The sequence below is a fragment of the Micromonospora sp. BQ32 genome, assembly GCF_059358895.1.
Genome location: NZ_JCADBI010000009.1, coordinates 233,746 through 257,103, shown reverse-complemented (window position 1 = coordinate 257,103; position 23,358 = coordinate 233,746). Strand labels below are relative to the sequence as shown.

Annotated in this window: 19 protein-coding genes and 1 pseudogene; 9 read left to right on the top strand and 11 right to left on the bottom strand. The window is 72.5% G+C overall.

What is annotated here, in order from left to right; genetic code table 11:
- Positions 1-36: 36 nt before the first annotated feature.
- A complete protein-coding gene (locus AC5L30_RS19380; RefSeq protein WP_494868890.1) occupies positions 37-894 on the top strand; it encodes a YhjD/YihY/BrkB family envelope integrity protein in 858 nt (285 codons plus the stop codon).
- Between the two features lie 65 nt (positions 895-959).
- Here AC5L30_RS19380 and AC5L30_RS19375 read toward each other — a convergent pair whose 3' ends face one another.
- Positions 960-2,123: an alkaline phosphatase PhoX gene (locus AC5L30_RS19375; protein WP_494868888.1), complete on the bottom strand. Its 1,164-nt coding sequence runs from the start codon at positions 2,121-2,123 to the stop codon at positions 960-962.
- A 146-nt stretch (positions 2,124-2,269) separates the two neighbouring features.
- Here AC5L30_RS19375 and AC5L30_RS19370 point away from each other — a divergent pair, with 146 nt between their 5' ends.
- Positions 2,270-3,865 carry a phytoene desaturase family protein gene (locus tag AC5L30_RS19370; RefSeq protein WP_494868886.1) on the top strand — a complete coding sequence of 532 codons (1,596 nt, stop codon included), beginning with the start codon at positions 2,270-2,272 and terminating at the stop codon, positions 3,863-3,865.
- 92 nt (positions 3,866-3,957) lie between these two features.
- Here the strand turns inward: AC5L30_RS19370 and AC5L30_RS19365 are convergent, their stop codons facing one another.
- Complete coding sequence (locus AC5L30_RS19365) at positions 3,958-5,538, bottom strand: Rieske 2Fe-2S domain-containing protein (protein ID WP_494868885.1); 1,581 nt, start codon at positions 5,536-5,538, stop codon at positions 3,958-3,960.
- A gap of 198 nt (positions 5,539-5,736) precedes the next feature.
- On the opposite strand from AC5L30_RS19365, the gene AC5L30_RS19360 reads away from it, so the two are divergent.
- Positions 5,737-5,958, top strand: a complete 222-nt coding sequence (locus AC5L30_RS19360; RefSeq protein ID WP_130408195.1) for a DUF2631 domain-containing protein — start codon at positions 5,737-5,739, stop codon at positions 5,956-5,958.
- 85 nt (positions 5,959-6,043) lie between these two features.
- Here AC5L30_RS19360 and AC5L30_RS19355 read toward each other — a convergent pair whose 3' ends face one another.
- From AC5L30_RS19355 to AC5L30_RS19320, 8 genes and pseudogenes are all read right to left on the bottom strand, one after another.
- Complete coding sequence (locus tag AC5L30_RS19355) at positions 6,044-7,222, bottom strand: DivIVA domain-containing protein (RefSeq protein WP_494868883.1); 1,179 nt, start codon at positions 7,220-7,222, stop codon at positions 6,044-6,046.
- Between the two features lie 31 nt (positions 7,223-7,253).
- Positions 7,254-8,411 carry a dual-specificity RNA methyltransferase RlmN gene (rlmN, locus tag AC5L30_RS19350; protein ID WP_357754494.1) on the bottom strand — a complete coding sequence of 386 codons (1,158 nt, stop codon included), beginning with the start codon at positions 8,409-8,411 and terminating at the stop codon, positions 7,254-7,256.
- A 104-nt stretch (positions 8,412-8,515) separates the two neighbouring features.
- Complete coding sequence (locus AC5L30_RS19345; RefSeq protein ID WP_494868880.1) at positions 8,516-9,907, bottom strand: phosphatidate cytidylyltransferase; 1,392 nt, start codon at positions 9,905-9,907, stop codon at positions 8,516-8,518.
- A 500-nt stretch (positions 9,908-10,407) separates the two neighbouring features.
- On the bottom strand, positions 10,408-10,965 hold the full coding sequence (frr, locus tag AC5L30_RS19340; RefSeq protein WP_494868878.1) for a ribosome recycling factor: 558 nt from the start codon (positions 10,963-10,965) through the stop codon (positions 10,408-10,410).
- A gap of 82 nt (positions 10,966-11,047) precedes the next feature.
- Entirely contained in the window at positions 11,048-11,815 is a 768-nt protein-coding gene (pyrH, locus tag AC5L30_RS19335; protein ID WP_030335195.1) for a UMP kinase, read from the bottom strand.
- A 161-nt stretch (positions 11,816-11,976) separates the two neighbouring features.
- Positions 11,977-12,804, bottom strand: a complete 828-nt coding sequence (gene tsf / locus AC5L30_RS19330; protein ID WP_112588474.1) for a translation elongation factor Ts — start codon at positions 12,802-12,804, stop codon at positions 11,977-11,979.
- A 134-nt stretch (positions 12,805-12,938) separates the two neighbouring features.
- A complete protein-coding gene (gene rpsB, locus AC5L30_RS19325) occupies positions 12,939-13,841 on the bottom strand; it encodes a 30S ribosomal protein S2 (protein ID WP_357289459.1) in 903 nt (300 codons plus the stop codon).
- 403 nt (positions 13,842-14,244) lie between these two features.
- A pseudogene (locus AC5L30_RS19320) lies at positions 14,245-15,361 on the bottom strand (hypothetical protein).
- A 280-nt stretch (positions 15,362-15,641) separates the two neighbouring features.
- Here AC5L30_RS19320 and AC5L30_RS19315 point away from each other — a divergent pair.
- The 5 genes from AC5L30_RS19315 (at position 15,642) to AC5L30_RS19295 (ending at position 21,336) form a co-directional block, all read left to right on the top strand.
- Positions 15,642-16,001: a YraN family protein gene (locus AC5L30_RS19315; protein WP_494868875.1), complete on the top strand. Its 360-nt coding sequence runs from the start codon at positions 15,642-15,644 to the stop codon at positions 15,999-16,001.
- A gap of 30 nt (positions 16,002-16,031) precedes the next feature.
- The gene (locus AC5L30_RS19310; RefSeq protein ID WP_494868873.1) at positions 16,032-17,552 is read left to right on the top strand and encodes a YifB family Mg chelatase-like AAA ATPase; all 1,521 of its coding nucleotides are present in this window, start codon (positions 16,032-16,034) and stop codon (positions 17,550-17,552) included.
- Entirely contained in the window at positions 17,549-18,769 is a 1,221-nt protein-coding gene (gene dprA, locus AC5L30_RS19305; protein ID WP_494868871.1) for a DNA-processing protein DprA, read from the top strand. Before AC5L30_RS19310 ends, dprA begins: the two co-directional genes overlap by 4 nt.
- Positions 18,770-19,093: 324 nt before the next feature.
- Positions 19,094-20,080 (top strand): tyrosine recombinase XerC, encoded by a 987-nt coding sequence (locus AC5L30_RS19300; protein ID WP_494868869.1) that lies wholly within the window; start codon positions 19,094-19,096, stop codon positions 20,078-20,080.
- Between the two features lie 74 nt (positions 20,081-20,154).
- The gene (locus AC5L30_RS19295; protein WP_494868867.1) at positions 20,155-21,336 is read left to right on the top strand and encodes an aminotransferase class V-fold PLP-dependent enzyme; all 1,182 of its coding nucleotides are present in this window, start codon (positions 20,155-20,157) and stop codon (positions 21,334-21,336) included.
- Here AC5L30_RS19295 and AC5L30_RS19290 read toward each other — a convergent pair.
- Positions 21,257-21,931, bottom strand: coding sequence for a murein hydrolase activator EnvC family protein (locus AC5L30_RS19290; RefSeq protein ID WP_494868865.1), 675 nt, complete (start codon positions 21,929-21,931; stop codon positions 21,257-21,259). The genes AC5L30_RS19295 and AC5L30_RS19290 overlap by 80 nt on opposite strands.
- A 233-nt stretch (positions 21,932-22,164) precedes the next feature.
- Between AC5L30_RS19290 and AC5L30_RS19285 the strand changes: the two genes are divergently transcribed.
- Positions 22,165-23,307, top strand: a complete 1,143-nt coding sequence (locus AC5L30_RS19285) for a sulfite oxidase (protein ID WP_494868863.1) — start codon at positions 22,165-22,167, stop codon at positions 23,305-23,307.
- Positions 23,308-23,358 lie beyond the last annotated feature (51 nt).

Sequence of the window (23,358 nt, the reverse complement as noted above, 5' to 3'; positions counted from 1 at the left end):
GGAGTGACGGCCCCGACGACAGGGAAGGAGGACCCGATGGGCAACGGATGGCAGCGCGCGAAACGGATCACCAGTGCCGCGTTCCGTCCGGTGCGCGGACGGGACCTGTCGCTGCACGCCGCCGCCATCACCTTCTACGGGGCGATCGCCGTGGTGCCGGTCGCCCTGCTGGCGATCTGGCTCACCGCACTGGTGGCCGGGGCCGACCGGGTACGCCGGCTCACCTCGTACGCCGTGGAGGCCCTGCCCACCGCGATCGGCGCGCCCCGGGCGGTGGAGACGCTGGTCGAGGCCGGGGTGGAGTTGACCCCGCTGCTGGCGCTGGCCTCCCTGCTGCCCGCCTCGCTGTACGGCGAGGGCCTGCGCCGGGCGTTCGTCTCGGTGGCCGCGCCCCGCTCCGACGAGCACCTGGTCGGCTGGCGGGGCCGGCTCCTGCTGCTGCCACTGCTCGCGCCGGCCCCCGCGCTGCTGCTGTCGATCCTGCTGGCGCTCCCGCTCACCACCCGCCTCGTACGCCAGGGCGGTTGGCTCGGCGTGCTCGGGGTGGTGCTGTCGTTCCTGGCGGTCTGGCTGGTACTCACGCCGGTGCTGGTGTGGGTGTTCCGGGTCGTCGGGCCTGCCGCACCGGACTGGCTCTCCACCCTCGGGGTCGGGTCGTTCACCGCGGCGAACCTCTCCGGCTTCCTGCACGGCTTCGTGCTCTTCGCCTCGCTCCCGCTGGATCTGGGAGTGCCCTTCGGCGGCTTCGACGAGATCGGCGCCGGGGTGGCCGTACTCCTCTGGCTCTACCTGTTCCACGTGATCGTCCTGGCCGGCTACTCCGCCACCCTGGCCCTCTCCCGCTGGCGCACGAACCGCACCCCCCGCACGCCCCGCACTTCCCCGGCGGGTTGATCAAGAGGTTTGCGTCATCGGACGGGCGTCTGGTGACGCAAACCTCTTGATCACCGGCACACGGCCTAGCGGCGGAAGGGGCCCTGGATCTCGTAGGTGATGCCGTTGGCGCCGGTGGAAGCGCCGGAGGTGCCGCGCTGGGACGAGAAGTACAGGCGGGAGCCGTCCGGGGAGAAGGCCGGGCCGGTGATCTCCGACGAGGACTGGCCCTGGATCCGCACGATCGGCGCCACCACCCCGACCGGCGTGATCACGTTGATTTCCATGTTGCCGCCGTCCTCGGCCACGTAGAGGTCACCGGCGGCGGTGCCGGTGATGTTGTCCACCCCGGTCAGCGGTGCGGCGCCGGCCGGCACCAACGAGTCGTCGTACGCCAGGTCGAGACGCTGGTTGACCGCGTCGTACGCCCAGACCCGGTTGTCGCCCTTCGTGGTGAACCAGCAGGTGCCCCGGTCGTACCAGCAGCCCTCGCCACCGTCGAAGTGCTTCGCCGCGCCCACCTGGAACCGGGTGGGGATCGGGAAGCCGTCCCGGTCCGGGATGTCCCGCCAGGTGACCGGCCCGGCGACCTGGTCGGTCGGCGCGCAGAGCACCTGTACCCGCCCGGTGCGCAGATCGCCCCAGGTGTCCGGGACAAAGCGGTAGAAGCAGCCGTCCTCCTCGTCCTCGGTCAGGTAGACCACCTTGCGGTCCGGATCGCAGGCTGCGGCCTCGTGGGTGAACCGGCCCATCCGGGTCCGCTCCTCGGCCGACCGGCTACCGTCCGGCCAGGTCTCGAAGACCCGACCGAGGGGCACCTCCTCACAGGAGAGCCAGGTGCCCCACGGGGTGGCGCCACCGGCGCAGTTGACGTTCGTGCCACCGAGGATCCGGTACGCCGAGACGACCGAACCATCCGCGGCGAAGCGAACCGCCGACGCGCCACCGACGATCGGGACCTCGGAGTTCGACACGTAGATCCAGCCGTCGCCGGCGGGGAAGCACGCGCCGCCGTCCGGAGCCCAGTGCCAGAGGTACGAGGTGGCGGCGACCCGTTGGCCGGACCGGGCGATCACCCTGCTGGTGAAGCCGGCCGGCAACTGGATGCCGTTGGCGTCGGCGGCCAGCAGATCCCCGTACGGGCCGGGGCCGGGCTGGGCGGGGGCGGCCATCGCCGCGCCGGCCCAGAGGCTGCCGGAGAAGGCGGCCGCGCCGGCGACGGCGGAACGCAGGACGGTACGACGGTCCATCGGTGAACCTCCCGGAGTGCTCGATGTCCGACCGACGGTAGGGCCCTCAGGGCATCGACCGCAGCCACTGCTCGGTGAACGAGCGGTGACGGGTCGGCAGGCGTTGGGCTGACCGGGCAGCCTGGCGCGGACTAGGCTGCCGCGGCATGAGCAGTGAGATTCCAGCCCGCGCCGACGTCGTGATCGTCGGTGCCGGACACAACGGTCTGGTCTCCGCGGTCCTGCTGGCCCGCGCCGGCCTGGACGTCCTCGTGGTGGAGGCCGCCGACGTGATCGGCGGGGCGACCCGCACCGAGAACCCGTTTCCGAAGGTGCCGGGGCTGCGCCACTCCACCGGTTCGTACCTGCTCGGGCTGATGCCGCCGGAACTGCTCGCCACGCTCGACGTACGGATCCCGGTGCTGCGCCGCGACCCGCACTACTTCCTGCCCACGCCGGGCGGCCTCGGCTCGCCGTACCTGCTCTTCGGCAGTGACACGGCCGCCACCCGGGCGCAGCTCGCCGAGTTCTTCTCCCCCGCCGACGTGGCCGCCGACGATGCCATGCAGGCCGAGCTGGCCGCGCTGCGGGAAGACCTCGCCCCGGCCTGGCTGGCGGAGCCGCTGAACGTCCAGGAGACCGCCGAGCGGCACGTCCGCCCAGCGCTGCGCCAGGTCTTCGTCGACCTCGTGCAGGGCTCCGTCGCCGACTACCTGGCCCGGTTCGAGTTCCGCTCCGAGCTGCTGGTCAGCATGTACGCGGTCACCGACGGCCTGTCCGGGCTCAACGCCGGCCCGGACGACCCCGGCACCGGCCACAACTTCCTCGTACACAACATGTGCCGACTGCCCGGCTCCGGCGGCACCTGGATGATCGCCGAGGGCGGGATGGGCACGGTCTCCCGGACGTTCGCCGAGGCCGCGCGCGCCGCCGGAGCGACGATCCTGACCGGTACGCCGGTGCGCGCGGTGACCCTGGACGGCGGCGCGGCGAGCGGGGTGGTGCTGGCCGACGGTCGGGAGGTCGCCGCCCGGGTGGTGCTCGGCGCGTGTGACCCGTACCGGTTGATGGACCTGTTGCCCGACGGCGCGCTGCCGGCGCGGCTCGGCGAACGGATGGCGGCGGTCCGCCGGCCCGGCACCACGCTCAAGCTCAACCTGGCGCTCACCGGGCTACCGCGGTTCTCCTGCCTGCCAGACGGCACGCCGAGCCCGTTCGGCTCGACCATCCACCTGCTGCCCGGGTCGGCGTCACTGGTCGGCGGGGCGGAGGCGTCGCCGATGACCGCGTTGCGCGCGATGTGGGCCGATGTGCAGGCCGGGCTGCTGCCGGCGGAGCCCACCATCGAGTGGTACCTGCACACCACCGTCGACCCGTCGCTCTCCGACGCGGCCGGGCACCACTCGTCGGCGCTCTTCGTCCAGTCCGTCCCCTACGAGCTGGCCGGCACCACCTGGGACGCGGAGCTGCCCGGCTACGTCGATCGGCTCGTCGGGATCGTCGAGCGGTACGCCCCCGGCACCGCCGACCTGATCGCCGACGCGGTGCCGCTGCCGCCGCCCGGCATCGAGGAGCACTTCGGCATCACCGGCGGGCACATCCACCACGTCGACAACACCGTCTCGTTCACCGACCGGATGCCCTACGCCACCGGCATCGACGGCGTGTACGCCGGCAGCGCCGGCTGCCACCCGGCCGGCAGCGTCATCGGCGCGGCCGGCCACAACGCCGCCCGTCGCATCCTCACCGATCTGGGCCGCTGACCCCGACCCCACCCCAAGACCCCGTTGATCATGAAGTTATTGCCTGCCGCGGCGGCGTGTCGCGGCAAGAACTTCATGATCAACCAGGCGGGTCAGATCGTGGCCTCGCCAGCGGGGGCGGGGGTCTCCGCGTCCACGCGGTGGGCTCTCACCTTGTGGCCGACGCTGGTCAGACAGCGACCGCTGGGCAGGTCGAAGCGCCAACCGTGCAGCTGGCAGGTGAGCTGGTCGCCGTCGACGATGCCGAAGCGGGTCAGGTCCGCCTTCAGGTGCGGGCAGCGCCGCTGCACCACCCAGTCGCCCAACGTGATGTCCTCGGCGTCGGTGCTGCGCTCGTGCTCGTCGTACCAGCCCTCGGCGTACTGGAGCCGCTCCTCGGAGAGGCACTTGAAGAACGCGTAGACGAACTCGTTGTACTGGCCGATCCGGGCCGCCGAGAACCGGCAGGACAGGAAGAGCGAGTTGACCCAGTCCACCTCGTCGATGAAGAGCAGGTGCTCGATCAGCGACCGCTCGGTCCGGAACCGGTAGCGCACCTTCTCGTCCGCGTACGGCCGGATCTCCTTGCCCGGGAAGTCCACCACGATCGACTCGACGCTCTCGCCGTCATACCCCACCAGGTCGAAACGGACCGGGCCGCCGACCCCCTTGGCCAGGTAGATCGACTCGTCGAGCAGCGGCTCGATCCGACGCTTCATCTCGCCGAGCACGTCCACCTCGGGGTGCCGCCAGGACGCCTTCTCCGCCTCGATGATCGGGCGCTTGCGCTCCCGCATCTCCTCCAGGTGAGCGACCTTGTTCGCGAAGAACTCCTCCACCGGCACCGGGTGGGTGGTGCTCGCGCCCTCCGTGGTCACCTCGGCGACGCTGCCCGGCAGCAGCACGATTCCGTTGGTGCCGCCGACCTTGGCGTACTCCGACAGGAAGACGGACTGGTCGGGGAAGATGTTGCCCTCGTCGCCGTGGATGTCGTTGAACTGCCACAGGGCGTCGTCGAGGAAACACGGCGGGCCGGCGATCGGGAAGACGTGCGACGCCTTCAGGTCGTCGATGTACCGCCAGGTCCGGTCGAACTGCCGGTCACGCTTCTGCTTGCCGAACGCGGTCTTCGCCGCCTGCGGCAGCTCGTAGACCATCGGGTACCAGATCGCGCCGGAGAACTGGAGCAGGTGTGCGTGCACGTGCCCCAGCTCGGCGAAGACGCTCAGGTCGGTGGGGCGGGCGTCGTTCTGGTTGAGCAGCCGCACCCCCTCGTACTCGACCCAGAGCGAGGAGTCGCCGATCGGCCCGTCGGTCGGGCTGGTCAACGCCTGAATCATGATCTTCAAGCCGCCGGGCAGCTCCACCACCTGCTCGTTGGGCGCCTTCAGGAACTTGGTGAAGCCCAGCGCCCGGAACTCGTCCTCCATCTCCGAGGTGGGGAACTCGGGGAGCAGGACCGTGGCGTCCTTGGAGACGAAGTCACGCAGGTGCTTCGCGTCGAAATGGTCCCGGTGCAGGTGGGAGACGTACAGGTAGTCGACCTGCCCCAGGCTCTCCCAGTCCAGCAGTGAATTGTCCGGGAACGGAAACCACGACGCGAAGTAGGCCGGATTCACCCACGGGTCGCACAGGATGCTGCCCGCGGCCGTGTCGATCCGCATGCTGGCGTGCCCGGTTCCGGTCACTCGCACCGCACAGTCCCCCTCAAACAGACAATCAGGTGTACGCCAAACGCTACCGGAGCGAGTCTGACCGCCGCCCCGCGACGCCGGTAGTGCCATCCAGCTCAGGTGGGCAGGGGCCGACGGCCAGGAAACCCCCACCCCACCGCGCCGCGCACGAGGCGTGCCAGACTAACCAAAGATCCGATCGCGAGGGAAGGACCGACAGTGGCAGGAAGCGAGCCGGTAACGTCGCCAGACCAGCACAAGCCCGGGCACCGCAAGGCCGGGCAGATCGGCGCCGTGCTGTCCGCACTGGCGCTGCTGGCGATGATCTGCGGCAACCACGAGGGCAGGGTCGAGGACATCTGGCTGATCGGCCTGGCCGCGCTGCTGCTGATCATCGTGATCGGCGACATCGTGCTGCGGCGCAACGGTCTGCGCTCCTGACCCGACCCACCGCCGGACGACCGGCCGAGAACGCCGAGGGCCCGCCCCCACCCGGGGGACGGGCCCTCGTCCGTACGCGTCGGGGTCAGCGCCCGAAGAGGATGTCCTGCACGTCCTTGAGCGCGGCGTCGACCTCGGCCTCGAAGTAGCCACCCGGCACCAGGCCGAACCGGAGCGTGTCCAGGTCCTTCGGGTCGACCGGCATCGGGTTGCGGCGCTGCATGCCACCGAGCAGGGTGTCGAAGAACCGGTCCACCTGGTCCGGGTCGTACCCGCTGCCGAACCGGCGCACCTGGAAACTACGGCGGATCTGGTCGACCCGGTACAGGTCGCTGCCGGGCGGACCGGCCATCGGCGGACCACCCATCGCGGGACCACCCATTTGCGGGCCACCCATCGGCGGACCGGCCACAGCGGGCGGGCCGGCCATCGGCGGACCACCCATACCCTGCTGCGGCAGCGGAGGCGGGCCGGCCGGACCACGGCGCATGTCGCGCAGGTCCCGCTCCGGCATCCGGATCTCGGCCGTCATGTCGGAGCGACCGTGCCGCCCAGCCTCGAAGCCGTCGAAGCGCGGCTCCTCCGGCGGCGGCGGATAACCACCGGGCGCACGCTGGTCGTCGGGGCCGTACCCGCCGCGCTGATCATCCGGGCCGTACCCACCGGGTGAGCGCTGGTCGTCCGGGGGGCCGTATCCACTGGGGCCGGCCGGCAGGCCGCGCTGCGGCATGCCGTGGCCACCCATCGGGCCGGGGCCTATCGGGCCACCGGGACCCATCGGGGGGCCAGCCGGGCCACGTGGTGCGTCGTAACCACCGCCACGGGGGGCGTCGTACCCACCGGCGAAGGCACCGGTCGGCTCGTCGTAGCGACCGTAGGGCGGGCCGGCCTGGGCGGGCATCGGCCGGGGCGGCATCGGCTGCGGAACCATGCCCCGGTCGTCACGCATCGGCGGACCCATCCGGTCCGGTGGGCCCATCCGGTCACCCATCCGGGGGTCGCCACCGCGCCCGGCGCTGTTGCGCTCCTCCAGCTCGGCCAGCTGCCGCTCGACCCGATCCAGGTGCAGGTCGACCTGCCACTCGTCATAGCCGTTGAAGCGGACCCGGAAGACGACGTCATGAACCTCCTGGGAGGCCACCGGGGCACCGACCTGTCGGCCGTCGAGCGTCGCCTCGACCCGGTCGAGGAAGGCATCCACCTCGTCGACCTTGTATCCCCGGCGGAGCGCCTTGCGCCGGAAACGCTGACCCTGACTCGCCACTATGTCTCCTGGTCTCGTTCGCCACGCCCGGTCACGCCGGTGCCTCTCCGGCGCGGTCGGTGTTGGTGTCGTTGTCCTCGGCGGCGGCGAGCTGGCCACACGCGCCGTCGATCTCGCGACCTCGGGTGTCCCGAACTGTGGTGGACACCCCGGCGTCGCGCAACCGCCGGACGAACTCCCGCTCGACCGGCTTCGGGCTCGCGTCCCAGCGACTGCCCGGCGTCGGATTGAGCGGGATGAGGTTCACGTGGGCCAATTTGCCGGCCAGCAGCCGCCCGAGCAGGTCGGCTCGCCACGGCTGGTCGTTCACGTCCTTGATCATCGCGTACTCGATCGACACGCGACGGCCCGTCCGGGCGGCGTAGTCCCACGCTGCGTCCAGCACCTCGGCTACCTTCCAGCGCTGGTTTACCGGCACGAGTTCGTCGCGCAGATCATCATCGGGCGCGTGCAACGACAGCGCAAGGGTCACTGAGAGGTCTTCGCTGGCCAGTCGGTGGATGGCCGGAACCAGGCCGACCGTGGAAACGGTGATGTGCCGCTGGGACAGGCCGAGCCCCTCCGGGGCCGGGCTGACCAGCCGACGAATCGCCGCGATCACCCGGTTGTAGTTGGCCAGCGGCTCGCCCATGCCCATGAAGACGACGCGCGACAGCCTCGGCGGGGAGCCCGCGACCACGCCGGAGGCGGCCACCCCGGCCATGTAGACCGCCTGGTCGACGATCTCCGCCGTCGACAGGTTGCGGGTCAGCCCGGCCTGGCCGGTCGCGCAGAACGGACAGGCCATGCCGCAGCCCGCCTGGCTGGAGATGCAGACGGTCACCCGGTCCGGGTAGCCCATCAGCACGCTCTCCACCAGCGCACCGTCGTGCAGCCGCCAGAGCGCCTTGCGGGTCGCGCCGTCGTCGCAGGCCAGCTCGCGCACCGGGTTGAGCAATGTCGGCAGCAACTGGTCGGCCAGCCGCTCCCGGGTCGCCGCGGGCAGATCGGTCATCGCCTGCGGGTCGCGCACCAACCGCCCGAAGTAGTGGTTGGAGATCTGCTTGGCGCGGAAGGCCGGCTCCCCCAACCCGGTGACCAACGCCTGGCGACCGGCCAGGTCCAGGTCAGCGAGGTGCTGAGGGGGCATGGAGGCCCGGCGCGCGGCAGGGGCGACCGAGATGGCGGGGATCAGGGGCAGGCTCGTCATGGCTGGTCCAGTGTGTCACGCCGTCGGCGGCGGCTGCCGGTCCGGAGGTGTCGAACGGGCCGCGACCGCCGGAGCCCGATGGCCAGGTAGCCGTGATTCATACCTCAGCTCACCACCGGCACGAGGACCGCCAACAGCAGGTAGGCCGTCGGCACCGCGAACAGGATCGAGTCCAGTCGGTCCATCAGACCGCCGTGGCCGGGCAGCAGGTTGCTCATGTCCTTCACGCCGAGATCCCGCTTGATCATCGACTCGGCCAGGTCGCCCAGGACCGCCGCGCAGGAGACGGCCACCCCGAACAGCGCACCCCACCAGGGTGCCACCTCGAACATCAACCACAGCAGCAACGCGCTGCCCAGGGCCGCCGCCGTCACCGAGCCGGCGAAGCCCTCCCAGGACTTCTTCGGGCTGATCGACGGGGCCATCGGGTGACGGCCGAAGGAGACGCCGGCCGCGTACCCACCAGTGTCGGAGAGGACCACCCCGATCAGGGTGGCCAGGATGCGCAGACGCCCGTCGTCCGGGGCCGCCGCCAGCAACGCCGCGAAACCGGCGAGGAACGGCACATAGACGGCGATCAGGGTGGCCGCGGTGAGATCCCGCTGAAAGCCGGCCGGCCCGTCCCCCAACCGCCAGATCATGGTGCCGAGCACCGTGACCAGCAGCCCCAGGCTGAGCGCGTCCGGACCGGCGAACCAGGCCAGGCCCACGGTCAACACGCCACCGGCGATCAGCGGCACCAGCGGCGGATGGGCGCCGCTGCGCCGGACCGCGCGGGCCATCTCCCAGCTGCCGACGGCGACGGCGGCGGCGATCACCGGCAGGAACGCCAACGGGTAGACGACCAACGGCACCACGATCAGCGCGCCGAGGCCGAGCCCGACCCCGATCGCCGCAGGAAGGTTGCGCCCGGCCCGCCCGGTGCCCACCTGCTGGGTGGCCGGTCGGTCGAGGCTGGCCCGACGTCGCCCCTTCGGCCGTCGACCGGTCGTCGGAGCCTCGTCCGGCACCACCTCGGCCCGGACGGGCGCGAGCTGCTCGGTCGGGTACCCCGGGTCGTCGAGGCGGGCGGGCGGGCCGTCGAGGCGGCTCGGCTCGTCGAAGCGCCCACGGTCCGGGCCGTCGTACCGGGGCGGCCCGTCGCCAGCGGCGGGCGGTCGGTCCAGGTACCGGTCAGCGCGACCCCGGTCGTCGTACCGGTCGGGCTGGTTGCGGTCGTCCACGTGCCGGTCCCGGTCGTCGAACCGATCGTGCCGGTCCCGGTCGTCGAAGCGGTCGTCCGGACGGACCGGGCGGCCACGCTCGTCGTACGGGTCCGCGGGGTGCGGGTCGGCGTACGGCCGGGCGTGCGGGTCGGCGTACAGCTCAGGGCCGGCGGCCGGACGGCGGCTCCACTGGCCGGCCTCCAGCTCCTGGTCCGGCCAGGGCAGCGCCACCGGGCGCTCCGGCCGGTCCCAGCCGCGAGGCTCGCTGCCGTAGGGGTCGGGGTGGGACATCACGCACCGCGACGCGGCACGAGAACCACCACATGACGCAAGACCACAAGCATCCCCTACACGTGCGATGTTCCTCCGATTGACCGCCCCGACGGTCGGTCGATCCCCGGTGTTCACCACCCGGTGGCCGGGAATCCTGCCGAGCCTACTGCACACGCCGGACCGGCACGGCGGACGAGGCACGCCAACGGACGTCACCCCTCGCCGCCAGGGCCGCCGGCCAGCGACGCACACCCATTCGGTACGGCAGACCGCGGGCGATCCGCAGCCGTCGATCCGACTCATCCGGTGCGCGACCGAGTGCTGAACCGGACACGCCTGGCGTGGTCCGCTGGTGCGCGCCGGCACGAGACTGCCCGGCCGGGCCATCGCCCACTTCTCGCTGCGTGACTGGGACACCGGCGAGCAGTTCGCCGAGAGCACCAGACCCGTCTGGATCCCCCGCTGACCTACGGCACGAGGCCCGTTCCCGACGTCGGGAACGGGCCTCGGAGCAGGGTTCACACCTCGAGCAGCTCGGTTTCCTTGTGCTTCACCAGGTCGTCGACGCTGGCCACGTACCGCTGGGTCAGGTCGTCGAGTTCCTTCTCGGCGCGGCGGCCGTCGTCCTCGCCGGCCTCCCCGTCCTTGACGATCCGGTCCAGCTCCTCCTTGCCACGGCGGCGGACGTTGCGGATCGCCACCTTGGCCTCCTCGCCCTTGTGCCGAGCCACCTTGATCATGTCGCGGCGGCGCTCCTCGGTCATCTGCGGGAGCAGGATGCGCAGCTGGGTGCCCTCGTTGTTCGGGTTCACCCCGAGGTCCGAGTCGCGGATCGCCTTCTCCATCGCATTGATCTGCGAGTTGTCGTACGGCTTGATGATGGCCATCCGCGGCTCGGGGATCGCGATGGACGCCATCTGCGTCAGCGGCGTGGGCGTGCCGTAGTAGTCGATGATGACCTTGGAGAACATCCCGGGGTTGGCGCGACCGGTACGGATGGCGCCGAACTCCTCCTTGGCGTGCTCAACCGCACGCTCCATCTTCTCCTCGGCCTCGAGGAGGGTGTCGTCGATCACCGGTCTCCTCGCCTCCTTCTGTGCTCGTCGTGGGCTCTGCTGAAAGTCGTCAGACCGCTGCTGTCGTCGCCGTCGGCGGGACTCAGGCGGTGATCAGGGTGCCGATCTTGTCGCCACCCACCGCGCGGATGATGGTGTCGTCACCCTGCGCGCCGAAGACCAGCATCGGCAGGCCGTTCTCCATGCAGAGGCTGAACGCCGCCGCGTCGGCCACCCGCAGGTTGCGGCGCAGCACCTCGGAGAAGGTGATCGAGTCGAGCTTGCTGGCGGTGGGGTCGATCCGGGGGTCGGCGGTGTAGACACCGTCCACGCCGTTCTTGCTCATCAGCACCACGTCGGCCCGGATCTCCAGCGCCCGCTGGGCGGCCACCGTGTCGGTGGAGAAGTACGGCATCCCGGCGCCGGCGCCGAAGATGACCACGCGGCCCTTCTCCAGGTGCCGGATCGCCCGCAGCGGGATGTACGGCTCGGCGACCTGGGCCATCGTGATGGCGCTCTGCACCCGGGTCTCGATGCCCTCCTTCTCCAGGAAGTCCTGGAGGGCGAGGCAGTTCATCACGGTGCCGAGCATGCCCATGTAGTCGGCGCGGGCCCGGTCCATCCCACGCTTCTGCAGCTCCGCGCCGCGGAAGAAGTTGCCGCCGCCGACCACCACGGAGACCTGCACGCCGCGGCGGACCACGGTGGCGATCTGCCGGGCGATGGCCTGGACGACGTCCGGGTCGACGCCGATCGCGCCGCCGCCGAAGACCTCACCGGAGAGCTTCAGCACCACCCGGCGGGCACGCCCCGGCGGCGGCGCCGTCGGATCGTCCAGCTCCAGCGTCCGGTCACTCACAACCTGCGTCATCCGCCCCGCCCTTCCCCACGCGCACGCCCCGTGCGGCGCGTACCGCGAACCTGCCGCTGCCGACCCTATGTGACGAGGAGGCCGCGGTGCCTGTCACGTACACCGGCGGCCTCCTCGTTGATGTCTCCTGCCCACGGGCGCGCGCGGCGCCCGGTGGCGGCTCAGGCCTGGCCGACCTCGAACCGCACGAAGCGGGTGACCTCGATGCCGGCCTCGGCCAGCAGCTGCTTCACCGACTTCTTGTTGTCAGAGACGGACGACTGCTCGATCAGGACGAAGTCCTTGAAGAAGGAGTTCACCCGACCTTCGATGATCTTCGGCAGAGCCGCCTCGGGCTTGTTCTCCTCGCGGGCGGTCTGCTCGGCGATGCGCCGCTCGGACTCGACGACCTCGGCCGGAACCTCGTCCCGGGTGAGGTACTTCGGCCGCATCGCGGCGATCTGCATGGCCACACCACGGGCGTCGGCGTCGCCGGCCTCGTCGGTCTTGCCGGTGTACGACACCAGCACGCCAACGGCCGGCGGCAGATCCTGGGCCTTGCGGTGCAGGTAGACGGCGGTGGTGCCCTCAACCCGGGCGAACCGGTTGAGCACCAGCTTCTCGCCGATCTTGGCGGACTGCTCCTGGATCAGGTCCGCGACGACCTTGCCGTCGAGCTCGGTGGCGAGCAGCTCCTCGGCGGAGTTCACGCCGGCGCGCTCGCCGTGCTCGACCAGCTGCTGGCCCAGCGCGATGAACGACTCGGTCTTGGCGACGAAGTCGGTCTCGCAGTTGAGCTCGAGCAGCGCCTTGCCGGAGTGGGCGACCAGGCCGTTCGCGGCCGTACGGCCGGCCCGCTTGCCGACATCCTTGGCGCCCTTGACGCGCAGGATCTCGACGGCCTTGTCGAAGTCGCCCTCGGCCTCGGTCAGCGCCTTCTTGCTGTCCATCATGCCGGCGCCGGTGAGGTCGCGGAGCTTCTTGACGTCCGCGGCGGTGATTTGGGACATGGCTCTCTCTTCGGTGTTGAGACGGCGTGTGGATGGTCAGAGGTGCCGGTTACCCGGATCCGGGCGGATCGTGCCCGGCGTACCGTCGCTGCCCGCCGTCCGCGAAAACGGACGGCGGGGCAGCGACGGTGCGATCACTCCGCGGTGGCGGCCGCCGGCTGCTCGGTGGCGGCCTGCGCCGGCTGCTCCGGGGTGGCCGGCTGCTCGGTGGCGGCAGCGGCAGGCTGCTCGGCCGGGGCGGCCGACTCGTCGGCCTTCTTCGGCTCGAGCAGCTCGCGCTCCCACTCGGTCAGCGGCTCGTCGCTCGCGACACCCTCGGGCTTCTCGTCGTTGCCCCGGCGACGGCCGGAACGCGCGATCAGGCCATCCGCGACGGCGGCGGCGACGACCTTGGTCAGCAGCTCGGCCGAGCGGATCGCGTCGTCGTTACCCGGGATCGGGAAGTCGACCTCGTCCGGGTCACAGTTGGTGTCCAGCACCGCGATCACCGGGATGCCCAGCTTGCGGGCCTCGTCGACGGCGATGTGCTCCTTCTTGGTGTCGACGATCCACACCGCGGCGGGAAGCTTCTGCATGTCCCGCAGGCCACCGAGGGTGCGGGTCAGCTTGATCTTCTCGCGGGAGAGCTGCAGGGTCTCCTTCTTGGTGTAACCGGCGGCGGTGCCGCTGAGGTCACCCAGGCCCTCCAGCTCCTTCATCCGCTGGAGCCGCTTGTACACGGTCTGGAAGTTGGTCAGCATGCCACCGAGCCAGCGGTGGTTGACGTACGGCTGGCCGACCCGGGTCGCCTGCTCGGCAATCGCCTCCTGGGCCTGCTTCTTGGTGCCGACGAACAGGATGCTGCCACCCTCGGCCACGGTCCCACGCACGAACTCGTACGCCTTCTCGATGTACTCGAGGGTCTGGCGCAGGTCGATGATGTAGATGCCGTTGCGCTCGGTCATGATGAAGCGCTTCATCTTCGGGTTCCAGCGCCGGGTCTGGTGCCCGAAGTGGACACCGCTCTCCAGCAGCTGACGCATGGTCACGACGGCCATGGTTGGGGTACTCCTCAAGGTCCCTGGTTGTCACGCCCGGCCGGTAGCCGGGCGTCCTGGCGCCTGGTCGCCGACCCATGGTGGACCCGATCAAGATCGGGACCAGGGAGGCCGTCGCTTCACGACGATTCGTGAAGAGGGCGCGCGAGGTCGACCGCACGAGGCGGTCGCCAGTTGGCCAGTGTACGCCCCTCACCCCTTCAGCCGCCCCGGGGTGCGCGTGGCGTGCTGCTCCGCCGCTCCGCTGCTCGCCTGCTCGATCGCGCGAGTTGCTGAGGAAGATCACGCTGGTTCGTGGAAATAGTGGCCTCCGCGTCGCCGGAGGCCACTATCTCCTGGTTGTTGTCCGAACCATCAGCGCGTTGTTGTCCGAGCCGTCAGCGCGCGCCAGGGCGGCGGCGGGTCAGCCGGCGGCGAGCGCGGCGGCCACGAAGAGCACCAGGCCGACGGTCAGGTAGGCCGTCGGTGGGCGGAGCCAGCCCCGACCGTTGTCGGCGAGCGCCAGACCACCGGTTCGTAGCCCGTACAGCCCGGTCGCGAAGATCGGCAGCCCGGCGACCAGAGCGATGCCCACCACCACGTTCCCGGCGTCCACCGGGTCGCCGGTCACGCCCGCCAGCAACACCCGCAGCGCGGGAACCTCGAAGATCAACACCAGGAGAGCGAAGAGTACGGCCAGCACCGGTCGACGGGTCCGATAGACACCGTCGGCGGCCGGCGGATACACCGGCGGCTCTCCTGCGGGCAGGTCAGGTCGAGGGCCGATCCCCGGCATCGGGCCGGTCGGCATCTCCAGCGGGTGCGGCGTGTCGCCGCCCCGGGTCGGCTCGATGATCGGGTACCCAGCGAGCGGAGCCGGACGCGCCTGGTCAGTGAGCACGGTGGCCGGCGCTGTCGACGTGCTGTCGCGGGACGTCTCCGGCACCACGCCGGTCACCGGAGGTCCCGCTACGGTGGTCTCGCGGGCGGCCCGGCGTCCGGGCAGCTCACCGGAGGTCTCCGAGGGGTCCCGGTCCGCCCGCCGCGATCGGGTGGCCCGGTAACCGTCCACCTCCGGTCGCGCGGCTCCCAACGGGTCGACCGCGCCGAAACGCCCCGAATCAGCCTCGCTTCCCCCGAACCGACCGGTCTGAGCGTCCAGGGCGCCGAAGCGACCCGAGTCCGACTCCGGCGTACCGAAGCGACCCGTGTCCACCGCGCTCAGGCGACCCGAGTCCGACTCGGGCGTACCGCCGAAGCGGCCCGCGTCGACGGCGCCGAAGCGTCCCGAGTCCGGCTCCCGGCGGCGGCCGACGCCGGTGTCCTCGACGGAGCGGCCGTCTTCCGCACCACGCTGCTCGGCACCACGCTGCTCGGGGATCTCGCTGTCCCGGTACCGCGCTTCGCCCGCGCCGCGCCACTCCGACTCGCCGTAACCGCGACCCCGCTCGTCGGGGTACCAGCGCGACTCCTGATCTTCCGGAAAACTCCGTCGTCCGTCCACGTCAGGCACCGTATGCGACCGGCCACGCCCGCGCCATTTCAGCCCGGCCGACCCCGCGCCACCGATCCCCCGGTAGCGCGGGGCACGAGTCGCGCCCAGGTGGCGCTGGCGCGGGCCGGCACCTTGGTCAGGTGATGAAGAGTAGGTCGGCGGCGGTCCTGACACCTCCTTCTCATCACCTGATCACGGTGGTCCGGCGATAACGCCGCTAGCACAGCGTGGGCATGATCGTCCGGTTGTCCACAGCGACCCCGTTGTCCACAGACGGAACGCCGCCGGGTCGCGGCGATCGGCCGCCGGCGGGCACCGTGCCGGCCATGACGAAGCGGAACCAGGCGGTTGGCGCGTACGGCGAGCGGTTGGCGGCCCGGCACCTGACCGAGGCGGGGCTGCGCCCGATCGCCCGAAACTGGCGCTGCCCGGCCGGGGAGATCGACATCATCGCGTGGGACGGGCCGGTGCTCGCCTTCTGCGAGGTGAAGACCCGCCGAGGGGAGGACTTCGGCACCCCGGCCGAAGCGGTCGTGCCGGCCAAGGCCCGCCGGCTGCGAGGGCTGGCCGCGCGGTGGCTGACCGAGACCGGCACGACCGCCGAGGAGGTGCGTTTCGACGTGCTGTCGGTGCGGCTGCCCGATGCCGGCCCGGCGCAGGTCGACCACCTCAAGGGCGCGTTCTGACATGCGTACCCGGAGGATCGGTGCCGTGTCATGAGCTACGCGAAGGTGCTCTGCGTGGGGCTGGTCGGAGTGACCGGCCACCTCGTCGAGGTGGAGGCCGACCTGGCCGCCGGCCTGCCGGCGGTGGTGATCTCCGGCTTGCCGGACACGGCCCTGCACGAGGCCCGCGACCGGGTCCGCGCCGCCGTGGTCAACTCGGGCCAGCGCTGGCCCAACCGACGGATCACCCTCAACCTGCTGCCCGCCACGCTGCCGAAGTTCGGGTCGGCCTTCGACCTGGCCATCGCCGCAGCGCTGCTGGGCGGCTCGGGTGAGCTGCCACTGCTGCCCCTGGAGGGGGTGGTGGTCCTCGGCGAGTTGGGGCTCGACGGGACGGTCCGGCCGGTGCGCGGCGTACTCCCGATGGTCGCCGCCGCAGCCCAGGCCGGCGTCACACGGGTGGTCGTCCCGGTCGGCAACGCCGCCGAGGCCGCCGTCATCCCCGGGGTACGGGTGCGAGCGGTGGATACCCTGCACCGGCTGGTCGCCTTCGTTCGGGACGGGACCCCGCTGATCGAACCACCGGCAGACATACCGGCGCCGGTGGTCGGTGGGCCGGATCTCGCCGAGGTCGCCGGGCAGCAGATGGGTCGGCGCGCCCTGGAGGTCGCCGCGGCCGGCGGGCACCACGTGGCACTGCTCGGCCCCCCGGGCGCCGGCAAGACGATGCTCGCCGAACGGCTGCCGTCGATCCTGCCCGAGCTGGACGACGACGCGGCGCTGGAGGTCACCGCGCTGCACTCGGTCGCCGGGCTGCTGCCGCCGGGCGGTCGGTTGCTGCGTCGCCCGCCGTTCCAGGCGCCGCACCACACCGCGACCGTGCCGTCGCTGGTCGGTGGTGGCTCGGGGCTGGCCCGACCCGGCGCGGTGTCGCTGGCGCACCGCGGGGTGCTCTTCCTCGATGAGGCCCCCGAATTCAGCAAGGGTGCGCTGGAGGCGCTGCGGCAGCCGCTGGAGCACGGCCGCATCCAGCTGAGCCGCAGCGGGGGCGGCACGGTGTACCCGGCCCGCACCCAGTTGGTGCTGGCGGCCAACCCGTGTCCGTGCGCGAAGCCGGCCGGCGACGCGCACTGCGAGTGCACCCCGCTGGTTCGTCGCCGCTACCTGGGAAGGCTCTCCGGTCCGCTGCTCGACCGGATCGACGTCCAGGTGCGGCTGATGCCGGTGCGGGCGGCCGAGCTGATGGCGGCCGACGGCGACGTCGAGCCGTCGGCGACGGTCGCCGCCCGGGTGGCGGCGGCCCGGCAGGCGGCGGCCGCCCGCTGGGCCGACCTCGGCCGGCGACTCAACGCCGAGGTGGACGGCCCGCATCTGCGCCGACCGCCGTGGCGGCTGCCGGCCCGGGTCACCGTCGAGCTACGTGGCCGGCTCGACTCCGGCTCGCTGTCGGCGCGCGGCTTCGACCGGGTGATCCGGATGGCCTGGACCATCGCTGACCTGGACGGTCGTGAACGGCCGGACCGGGACGACGTCCGAGAGGCACTTCAACTACGCACGGGGGAGGCGACGTGAGCGCCGAGGAGGAACACAAACTGGCCCGGGTCGCCCTGACCTGGCTGGCGGAGCCGGGCACCCGCGCGGTGCATCATCTGGTCGAACGGCACGGCCCGGTGGCGACCCTGGATCTGCTGCTCGACGGCGGCAGCCCGGCCGGCTGGCTGCACACCACGATCGCCGCACGCTCGGCGGCCGGCGACGCGCGGGCGGTGGCGGCGGAGGCCCTGGAGCGGGCGGACCGGCTGGGGGCCCGGCTGGTCACGCCGGACGACGAGGAGTGGCCGGCCCAGGTCGCCGGCCTGGCCACGTTGCGCCTGCCGGACGTCAGCCGCCGGGTGGACGGTGAGACCGCCCCACCGCTCTGCTTCTGGGTACGCGGGAGCTGGCCGCTCGGCGAGGCTCTGGATCGCTCGGTGGCCGTGGTGGGGGCGCGAGCGGCCACCGGTTACGGGCAGCACGTCGCGACCGAGCTGGGCTACGGGTTGGCGGAGCGCGACTGGACGGTCGTGTCCGGTGGCGCGTTCGGCATCGACGCCGCCGCCCACCGAGGCGCCCTCACCGCCGGCGGTCTGACCGTCGCGGTGCTCGCCTGCGGGCTCGACCGCCCGTACCCGATGGGCAACGCCGCGCTCTTCGACCGGATCGCCGAGACGGGGCTGCTGGTCAGCGAATGGCCGCCCGGTGCCGAGCCACTGCGGCCCCGGTTCCTGATCCGCAACCGGGTGATCGCCGCGGGCACCCGGGGCACCGTCGTGGTGGAGGCGTCGGCGCGCAGTGGCGCGACGCAGACCGCGCGGCGAGCCATCCACGCCAATCGGGCGGCCATGGTGGTACCGGGTCCGGTGACCTCGGCGATGTCCGTCGGCGCACACGAGTTCCTGCGCGAGTACTCCAAGGCCCGGCTGGTCACCGGGGTGGCGCACGTGCTGGAGGAGGTGGGCCGGATCGGCGCGGACCTGGCCCCCCTGGCGCGTGGACCGCAGCGGGCCACCGACGCGCTCGACGACGACGCGCGGTCACTGCTGGAGGCGCTGCCCCGCCGAGGCGCGATGGGCGTGGACCGGCTCTCCTCTCGCGCCGGTGTCGACGTACGGACCGCGTTGCGCAAGCTGTCGCTGCTGGAGGAGCTGTCCATGGTGGTCCGTCGCGACGACGGCTACGCCCTCGCCCCGCCCGCCAAGCCCAAGCGAGCGGCGGTGGCGGCGGAGACATCCGGTCGGGCTGGTACCTGAGGTCATGCGTACCGCCGCCCGGCCGGGGTGCCCCACCCCTCGCGTTCGGGACCCCGGCCCGCCGACCCTGCCGGTATCGTGCCCGGTCATGGGTGCAATCAAGCCGTGGCACATCAGCGTGCTCTGCTGTCTCGTGGTGACCGCCGTGCTCGTTGTCGGCTTGGTCGTGTTCCTGGTCAAGAGGCGCAACCGCCGGTAGTCGAGGTGAACACCGGCACCGTCGTTTCCGGTGACGGGCCCGGACCGGCCGTAGGCTGGTGCCGTGCCAGCTGAGAGTGAGGGTGCCCGGGCCGTTGGACCGACCAGCCCGTCGGCGCGGCCACGATGAGCCGGCCGGACCGGGGCACCCGGGCCATGCACCAGGCACTGCCGCCAGCGCTGCGCGACGCGGTCGACGACTTCGCCGAGCACCTGTCCCGGGTCCGTAACCGGTCGGCGCACACCGTCCGCGCGTACGTCACCGATCTCGTCTCGCTGCTCGACCACGCCGTCCGGATGGGCTGCGTCGACCTCGCCGAGCTGGACCTGTCGGTGCTGCGCAGTTGGCTGGCACGACAGCGCACCACGGGTGCGGCCCGCACGTCGTTGGCCCGGCGGGCCGCCTCTGCGCGGGCGTTCAGCGCCTGGGCCCACCGGGCCGGGCTGCTCCCCACCGACGTGGGCGCTTCCCTGGCCAGCCCTCGCGCGCACCGGGAGCTGCCCAACGTGCTGCGCGCCGACCAGGCCGCCGCCCTGGTCGAGGCACCGTCCCGTCAGTCGCCGCCCCCGGACCCGCCCGCGGAGTCGGGCCCGAGCGAAGGGGCCGAGGCGGTGCCACTGCGGGACCGGGTGCTGCTGGAGCTGCTCTACGCCACCGGCGTACGGGTCAGCGAGGCGTGCGGGTTGGACGTCGGCGATGTCGACCACGGCCGGCGGGTGATCCGGGTGTTCGGCAAGGGTGGGCGGGAACGTTCGGTGCCGTACGGGGTGCCCGCCCAGCGGGCGTTGGACGACTGGCTGCGCCGGGGCCGCCCGGCGATGGTGGGCGCCCGCTCCGGCGACGCGCTGCTGCTGGGTGCCCGGGGCGGTCGGCTCAACCCGACGACCGCGCGTCAGATCGTCGGCGCGTACGCCGAGACCGCCGGGCTGCCCCGGACCAGCCCGCACGATCTACGCCACTCCGCGGCCACCCACCTCCTGGAGGGTGGTGCCGACCTACGCGCCGTGCAGGAGCTGCTCGGCCACTCGTCGCTGGCGAGCACCCAGATCTACACCCACGTCTCGGTCGAGCGGCTACGCGCCGCGTACCGGCAGGCGCACCCGCGCGCCTGATCAAGGGCCGGAGGGCACGCAAGCGCCTGATCAAGGGCCGGAGAGCGCGCGAGTGTGGCGGTTACGATCATCAAGTGAGCGTCCCGAATCCTCCTGAGCCGATCCCGGGCGCCCGCCTGCTCTTCTCCCTTGACCCGGCGGTCAGCCACCTCAACCATGGCTCGTTCGGCGCGGTGCCGATCGGCGTGCAGCGCGCCCAGCAGCGGCTGCGCGACGAGATGGAGGCAAACCCGCTGCGCTTCTTCACCCAGGGGCTGGTCGACCGGATCGCGCACACCCGCCGGCACCTCGCCAGGTTCCTGGGCGCCGACCCGGACGGCAGCGCCCTGGTGGGCAACACCACCACCGGCGTCGCCGTGGTGCTCCAGTCGGTGGGCCTCAAGGCCGGCGACGAGGTGCTGAGCACCGACCACGGCTACGGGGCGGTGAGCCTGGCCATCCAGCGCGAGTGCCGCCGCACCGGCGCGGTCAGCCGGGTCCTGCCGATCCCGCTGGCCGCCACCGACGAGCAGATCGTGCAGAGCATCCGCGCCGGCCTGCGCCCCGGGCGGACCCGGCTGCTCGTCGTCGACCAGCTCACCTCGGCCACCGCCAAGCTCTTTCCGACCGCCGCCATCGTCGGGGTGGCCCGCGAACACGGCGTGCCGGTTCTGGTGGACGCCGCGCACGCGCCGGGCATGCTGCCGACCCCGGTGGCCAGCATCGGCGCGGACTTCTGGGTGGGCAACCTGCACAAGTGGGCGTACGCCCCGCGCGGGACCGCCCTGCTGACGGTGGCACCACAGTGGCGGGACCGGATCGAGCCGCTGGTGGTGTCCTGGGAGCAGGAGTCGGGTTTCCCGGCCCGGCTCGAGTGGCAGGCGACTCTCGACTACACGCCCTGGCTGGCCGCCCCGGCGGGCCTGTTCACGATGCGCGGTCTCGGCGTCGACCGGGTCCGGGCGCACAACGCCGCGCTCGCCGCGTACGGCCAGCGGGTGGTGGGGGACGCTCTGGGGGTGGCCCCGGCCGATCTGCCCGACCCCGGCGGGCCGGGGGTGGCTCTGCGCCTCATTCCGCTGCCGGCCGGCACGGGCACCACGATCGACGCGGCGCGCGCGTTGCAGGCGCGGATCGGTGAGCGGCTCGCCGCCGAGGTGGCGGTGATGAGCTGGAACGGCCGGGGGTGGCTGCGGCTCACCGGCCAGGTCTACAACGCCGCCGACGAGTACGAGCGGCTGGGCGCACGGCTGCCGGCACTGCTCGCCCAGCGCTGACCGGACCGACCGGGAGCAGGCGCACCGGGCCGAGGCCGAGCAGGGCCAGCGGGTCGAGGTACTCCTCGCCCCGGCGCAGGCCCCAGTGCAGGCACGCCTCGGTCGGGCAACCCGGATGCCCGGGCAGCAGCTCGCCCAGCGGCGCACCGGCGGTGACCGGCTGGCCGGGGCGTACGGCGGGTTGGACCGGCTCGTGGGTGGTCCGCAACCCGTCGGCGTGCCCCACGGTGACCACCGGTCGACCGGCCACCAGACCGGCGAAGAGCACGGTGCCCGGCCCGGCGCTGCGGACCACCGCTCCGCTCGGGGCGGCCAGGTCGACGCCGCGGTGGCCGGGCAGCCACGGCCGGGGCGGCGGATCGAACCGGCGTACCGGACGGGGCGGCCCGTCGACCGGCCAGCGGAACCGCCCGACGGGCGCTGGGGCGGCGACCGGCACGGCCAGGGCCGCGACCGGCACGGTCGGCGTCGGTGGTTGGCCGGGCACCGCCGCGACCAGCACCGCCAGCCCGCAGAGCTGCACGGTCAGTGCGAGCGGAAGCGCGGTGCAGAGCAGCAGCGTGCGGCGGATCGAACGGACAGGTGGTGGTCGCATGGCGGCAGCCTCCGGCGTGGCCGGGTCGTCCGCCAGCCCGGCCGACGGGGCTGTGGACAACCGGAGGTGCTGTGGACGACCACCCAACGGCTTCGATGATCTGCTATGCCGGCGCTGTCCACGGCCCGACGCACGAACGCCGCCGTACCTCCGGTGCCGTTTTCGGGCCGCCATCGAGGGCCTAGGCTGGGCCGCGTACGGCGGGTGCCGCCGTCTGTACCGGGGAGGCCCGCATGACCACTCTCGATGACCGGACGCCGTCGTCCACCGGGCCGACGGTGGCCGACGTGAGCGGCCCGTCCCGGCTCGCGGAGCCGGACGAGGCGATCGGCGCCGAGGAGTTGCAGCTCGCGGCCCGCAACCACGGCATCCCGTTGGAGGCGCTGCGCTACGACGTCACGCCGGCCGGGCTGCACTACCTGCTGATCCACTACGACATCCCGGAGCTCGACCCGGCGACGCACACGCTGGCCATCGGCGGGGCGGTGGACCGGCCGCTGACGGTCACCCTCGCCGACCTGCGCGAGCGGCCCCGGGTCACCCAGCAGGTGACCCTGGAGTGCGCCGGCAACGGGCGGGCTCTGCTGCACCCCCGGCCGGTCAGCCAGCCCTGGTTGGTCGAGGCGGTCGGCAACGCGGAGTGGACCGGCACTCCCCTCGCTCCGCTGCTGCGGGAGGCGGGCATCGACCCGGACGCGGTGGACGTGGTCTTCACCGGCGCCGATCACGGCGTGGAGCGCGGGGTCGAGCAGGACTACCAGCGGGCGCTTCCGGTCGCCGACGCGCTGCGCGAGGAGGTGCTGCTGGCGTACGAGATGAACGGCGCTCCCCTGCTGCCGCAGCACGGCGCGCCGCTGCGGCTGATCGTGCCGGGCTGGTACGGCATGGCGCACGTGAAGTGGGTCCGCTCCATCGAGCTGCGGACCGAGCCGTTCGAGGGGTACCAGAACGCGGTGGCCTACCGGGTGCGCCGCGACGCCGACGACCCGGGCGTGCCGGTCACCCGGATCGCGCCGCGTGCGCTGGTCCGCCCGCCCGGCTTCCCCGACTTCATGTCCCGCCGTCGGGTGCTGCGGCCGGGCCCGTGCACCCTGGATGGTCGGGCCTGGTCGGGGCACGCGCCGGTGGTCGCCGTGGAGGTGACCACCGACGGCGGGGAGAGCTGGGCACCGGCCGAGCTGGACCCGGCGGGCGCGGGGGACTTCGCCTGGCGGCGCTGGCGGCACGAGTGGGTCGCCACCCCCGGCCGGTACGTGCTCGGCGCGCGGGCGACCGACGCGTCCGGGCGGACCCAGCCGGTCGAGCAACCGTGGAACCGTGGCGGCTTCGCCAACAACATGGTGCAGCGGGTCGAGGTCGTGGTGCCGGCCGAGTGATCGGCGGCGGGTGTCATGCCACGGGTGGGGGGCCCGTGGCGTGGCTCGGCG

Bases quoted from the DNA above. Each gene is read 5' to 3' on its own strand.
- AC5L30_RS19380 (WP_494868890.1), top strand. From the start codon at position 37: ATGGGCAACGGATGGCAGCGCGCGAAACGGATCACCAGTGCCGCGTTC.
- AC5L30_RS19375 (WP_494868888.1), bottom strand. From the start codon at position 2,123: ATGGACCGTCGTACCGTCCTGCGTTCCGCCGTCGCCGGCGCGGCCGCC.
- AC5L30_RS19370 (WP_494868886.1), top strand. From the start codon at position 2,270: ATGAGCAGTGAGATTCCAGCCCGCGCCGACGTCGTGATCGTCGGTGCC.
- rlmN (WP_357754494.1), bottom strand. From the start codon at position 8,411: ATGACGAGCCTGCCCCTGATCCCCGCCATCTCGGTCGCCCCTGCCGCG.
- AC5L30_RS19345 (WP_494868880.1), bottom strand. From the start codon at position 9,907: ATGTCCCACCCCGACCCCTACGGCAGCGAGCCTCGCGGCTGGGACCGG.
- pyrH (WP_030335195.1), bottom strand. From the start codon at position 11,815: ATGACGCAGGTTGTGAGTGACCGGACGCTGGAGCTGGACGATCCGACG.
- tsf (WP_112588474.1), bottom strand. From the start codon at position 12,804: ATGTCCCAAATCACCGCCGCGGACGTCAAGAAGCTCCGCGACCTCACC.
- rpsB (WP_357289459.1), bottom strand. From the start codon at position 13,841: ATGGCCGTCGTGACCATGCGTCAGCTGCTGGAGAGCGGTGTCCACTTC.
- AC5L30_RS19315 (WP_494868875.1), top strand. From the start codon at position 15,642: ATGACGAAGCGGAACCAGGCGGTTGGCGCGTACGGCGAGCGGTTGGCG.
- AC5L30_RS19310 (WP_494868873.1), top strand. From the start codon at position 16,032: ATGAGCTACGCGAAGGTGCTCTGCGTGGGGCTGGTCGGAGTGACCGGC.
- AC5L30_RS19300 (WP_494868869.1), top strand. From the start codon at position 19,094: ATGAGCCGGCCGGACCGGGGCACCCGGGCCATGCACCAGGCACTGCCG.
- AC5L30_RS19290 (WP_494868865.1), bottom strand. From the start codon at position 21,931: ATGCGACCACCACCTGTCCGTTCGATCCGCCGCACGCTGCTGCTCTGC.
- AC5L30_RS19285 (WP_494868863.1), top strand. From the start codon at position 22,165: ATGACCACTCTCGATGACCGGACGCCGTCGTCCACCGGGCCGACGGTG.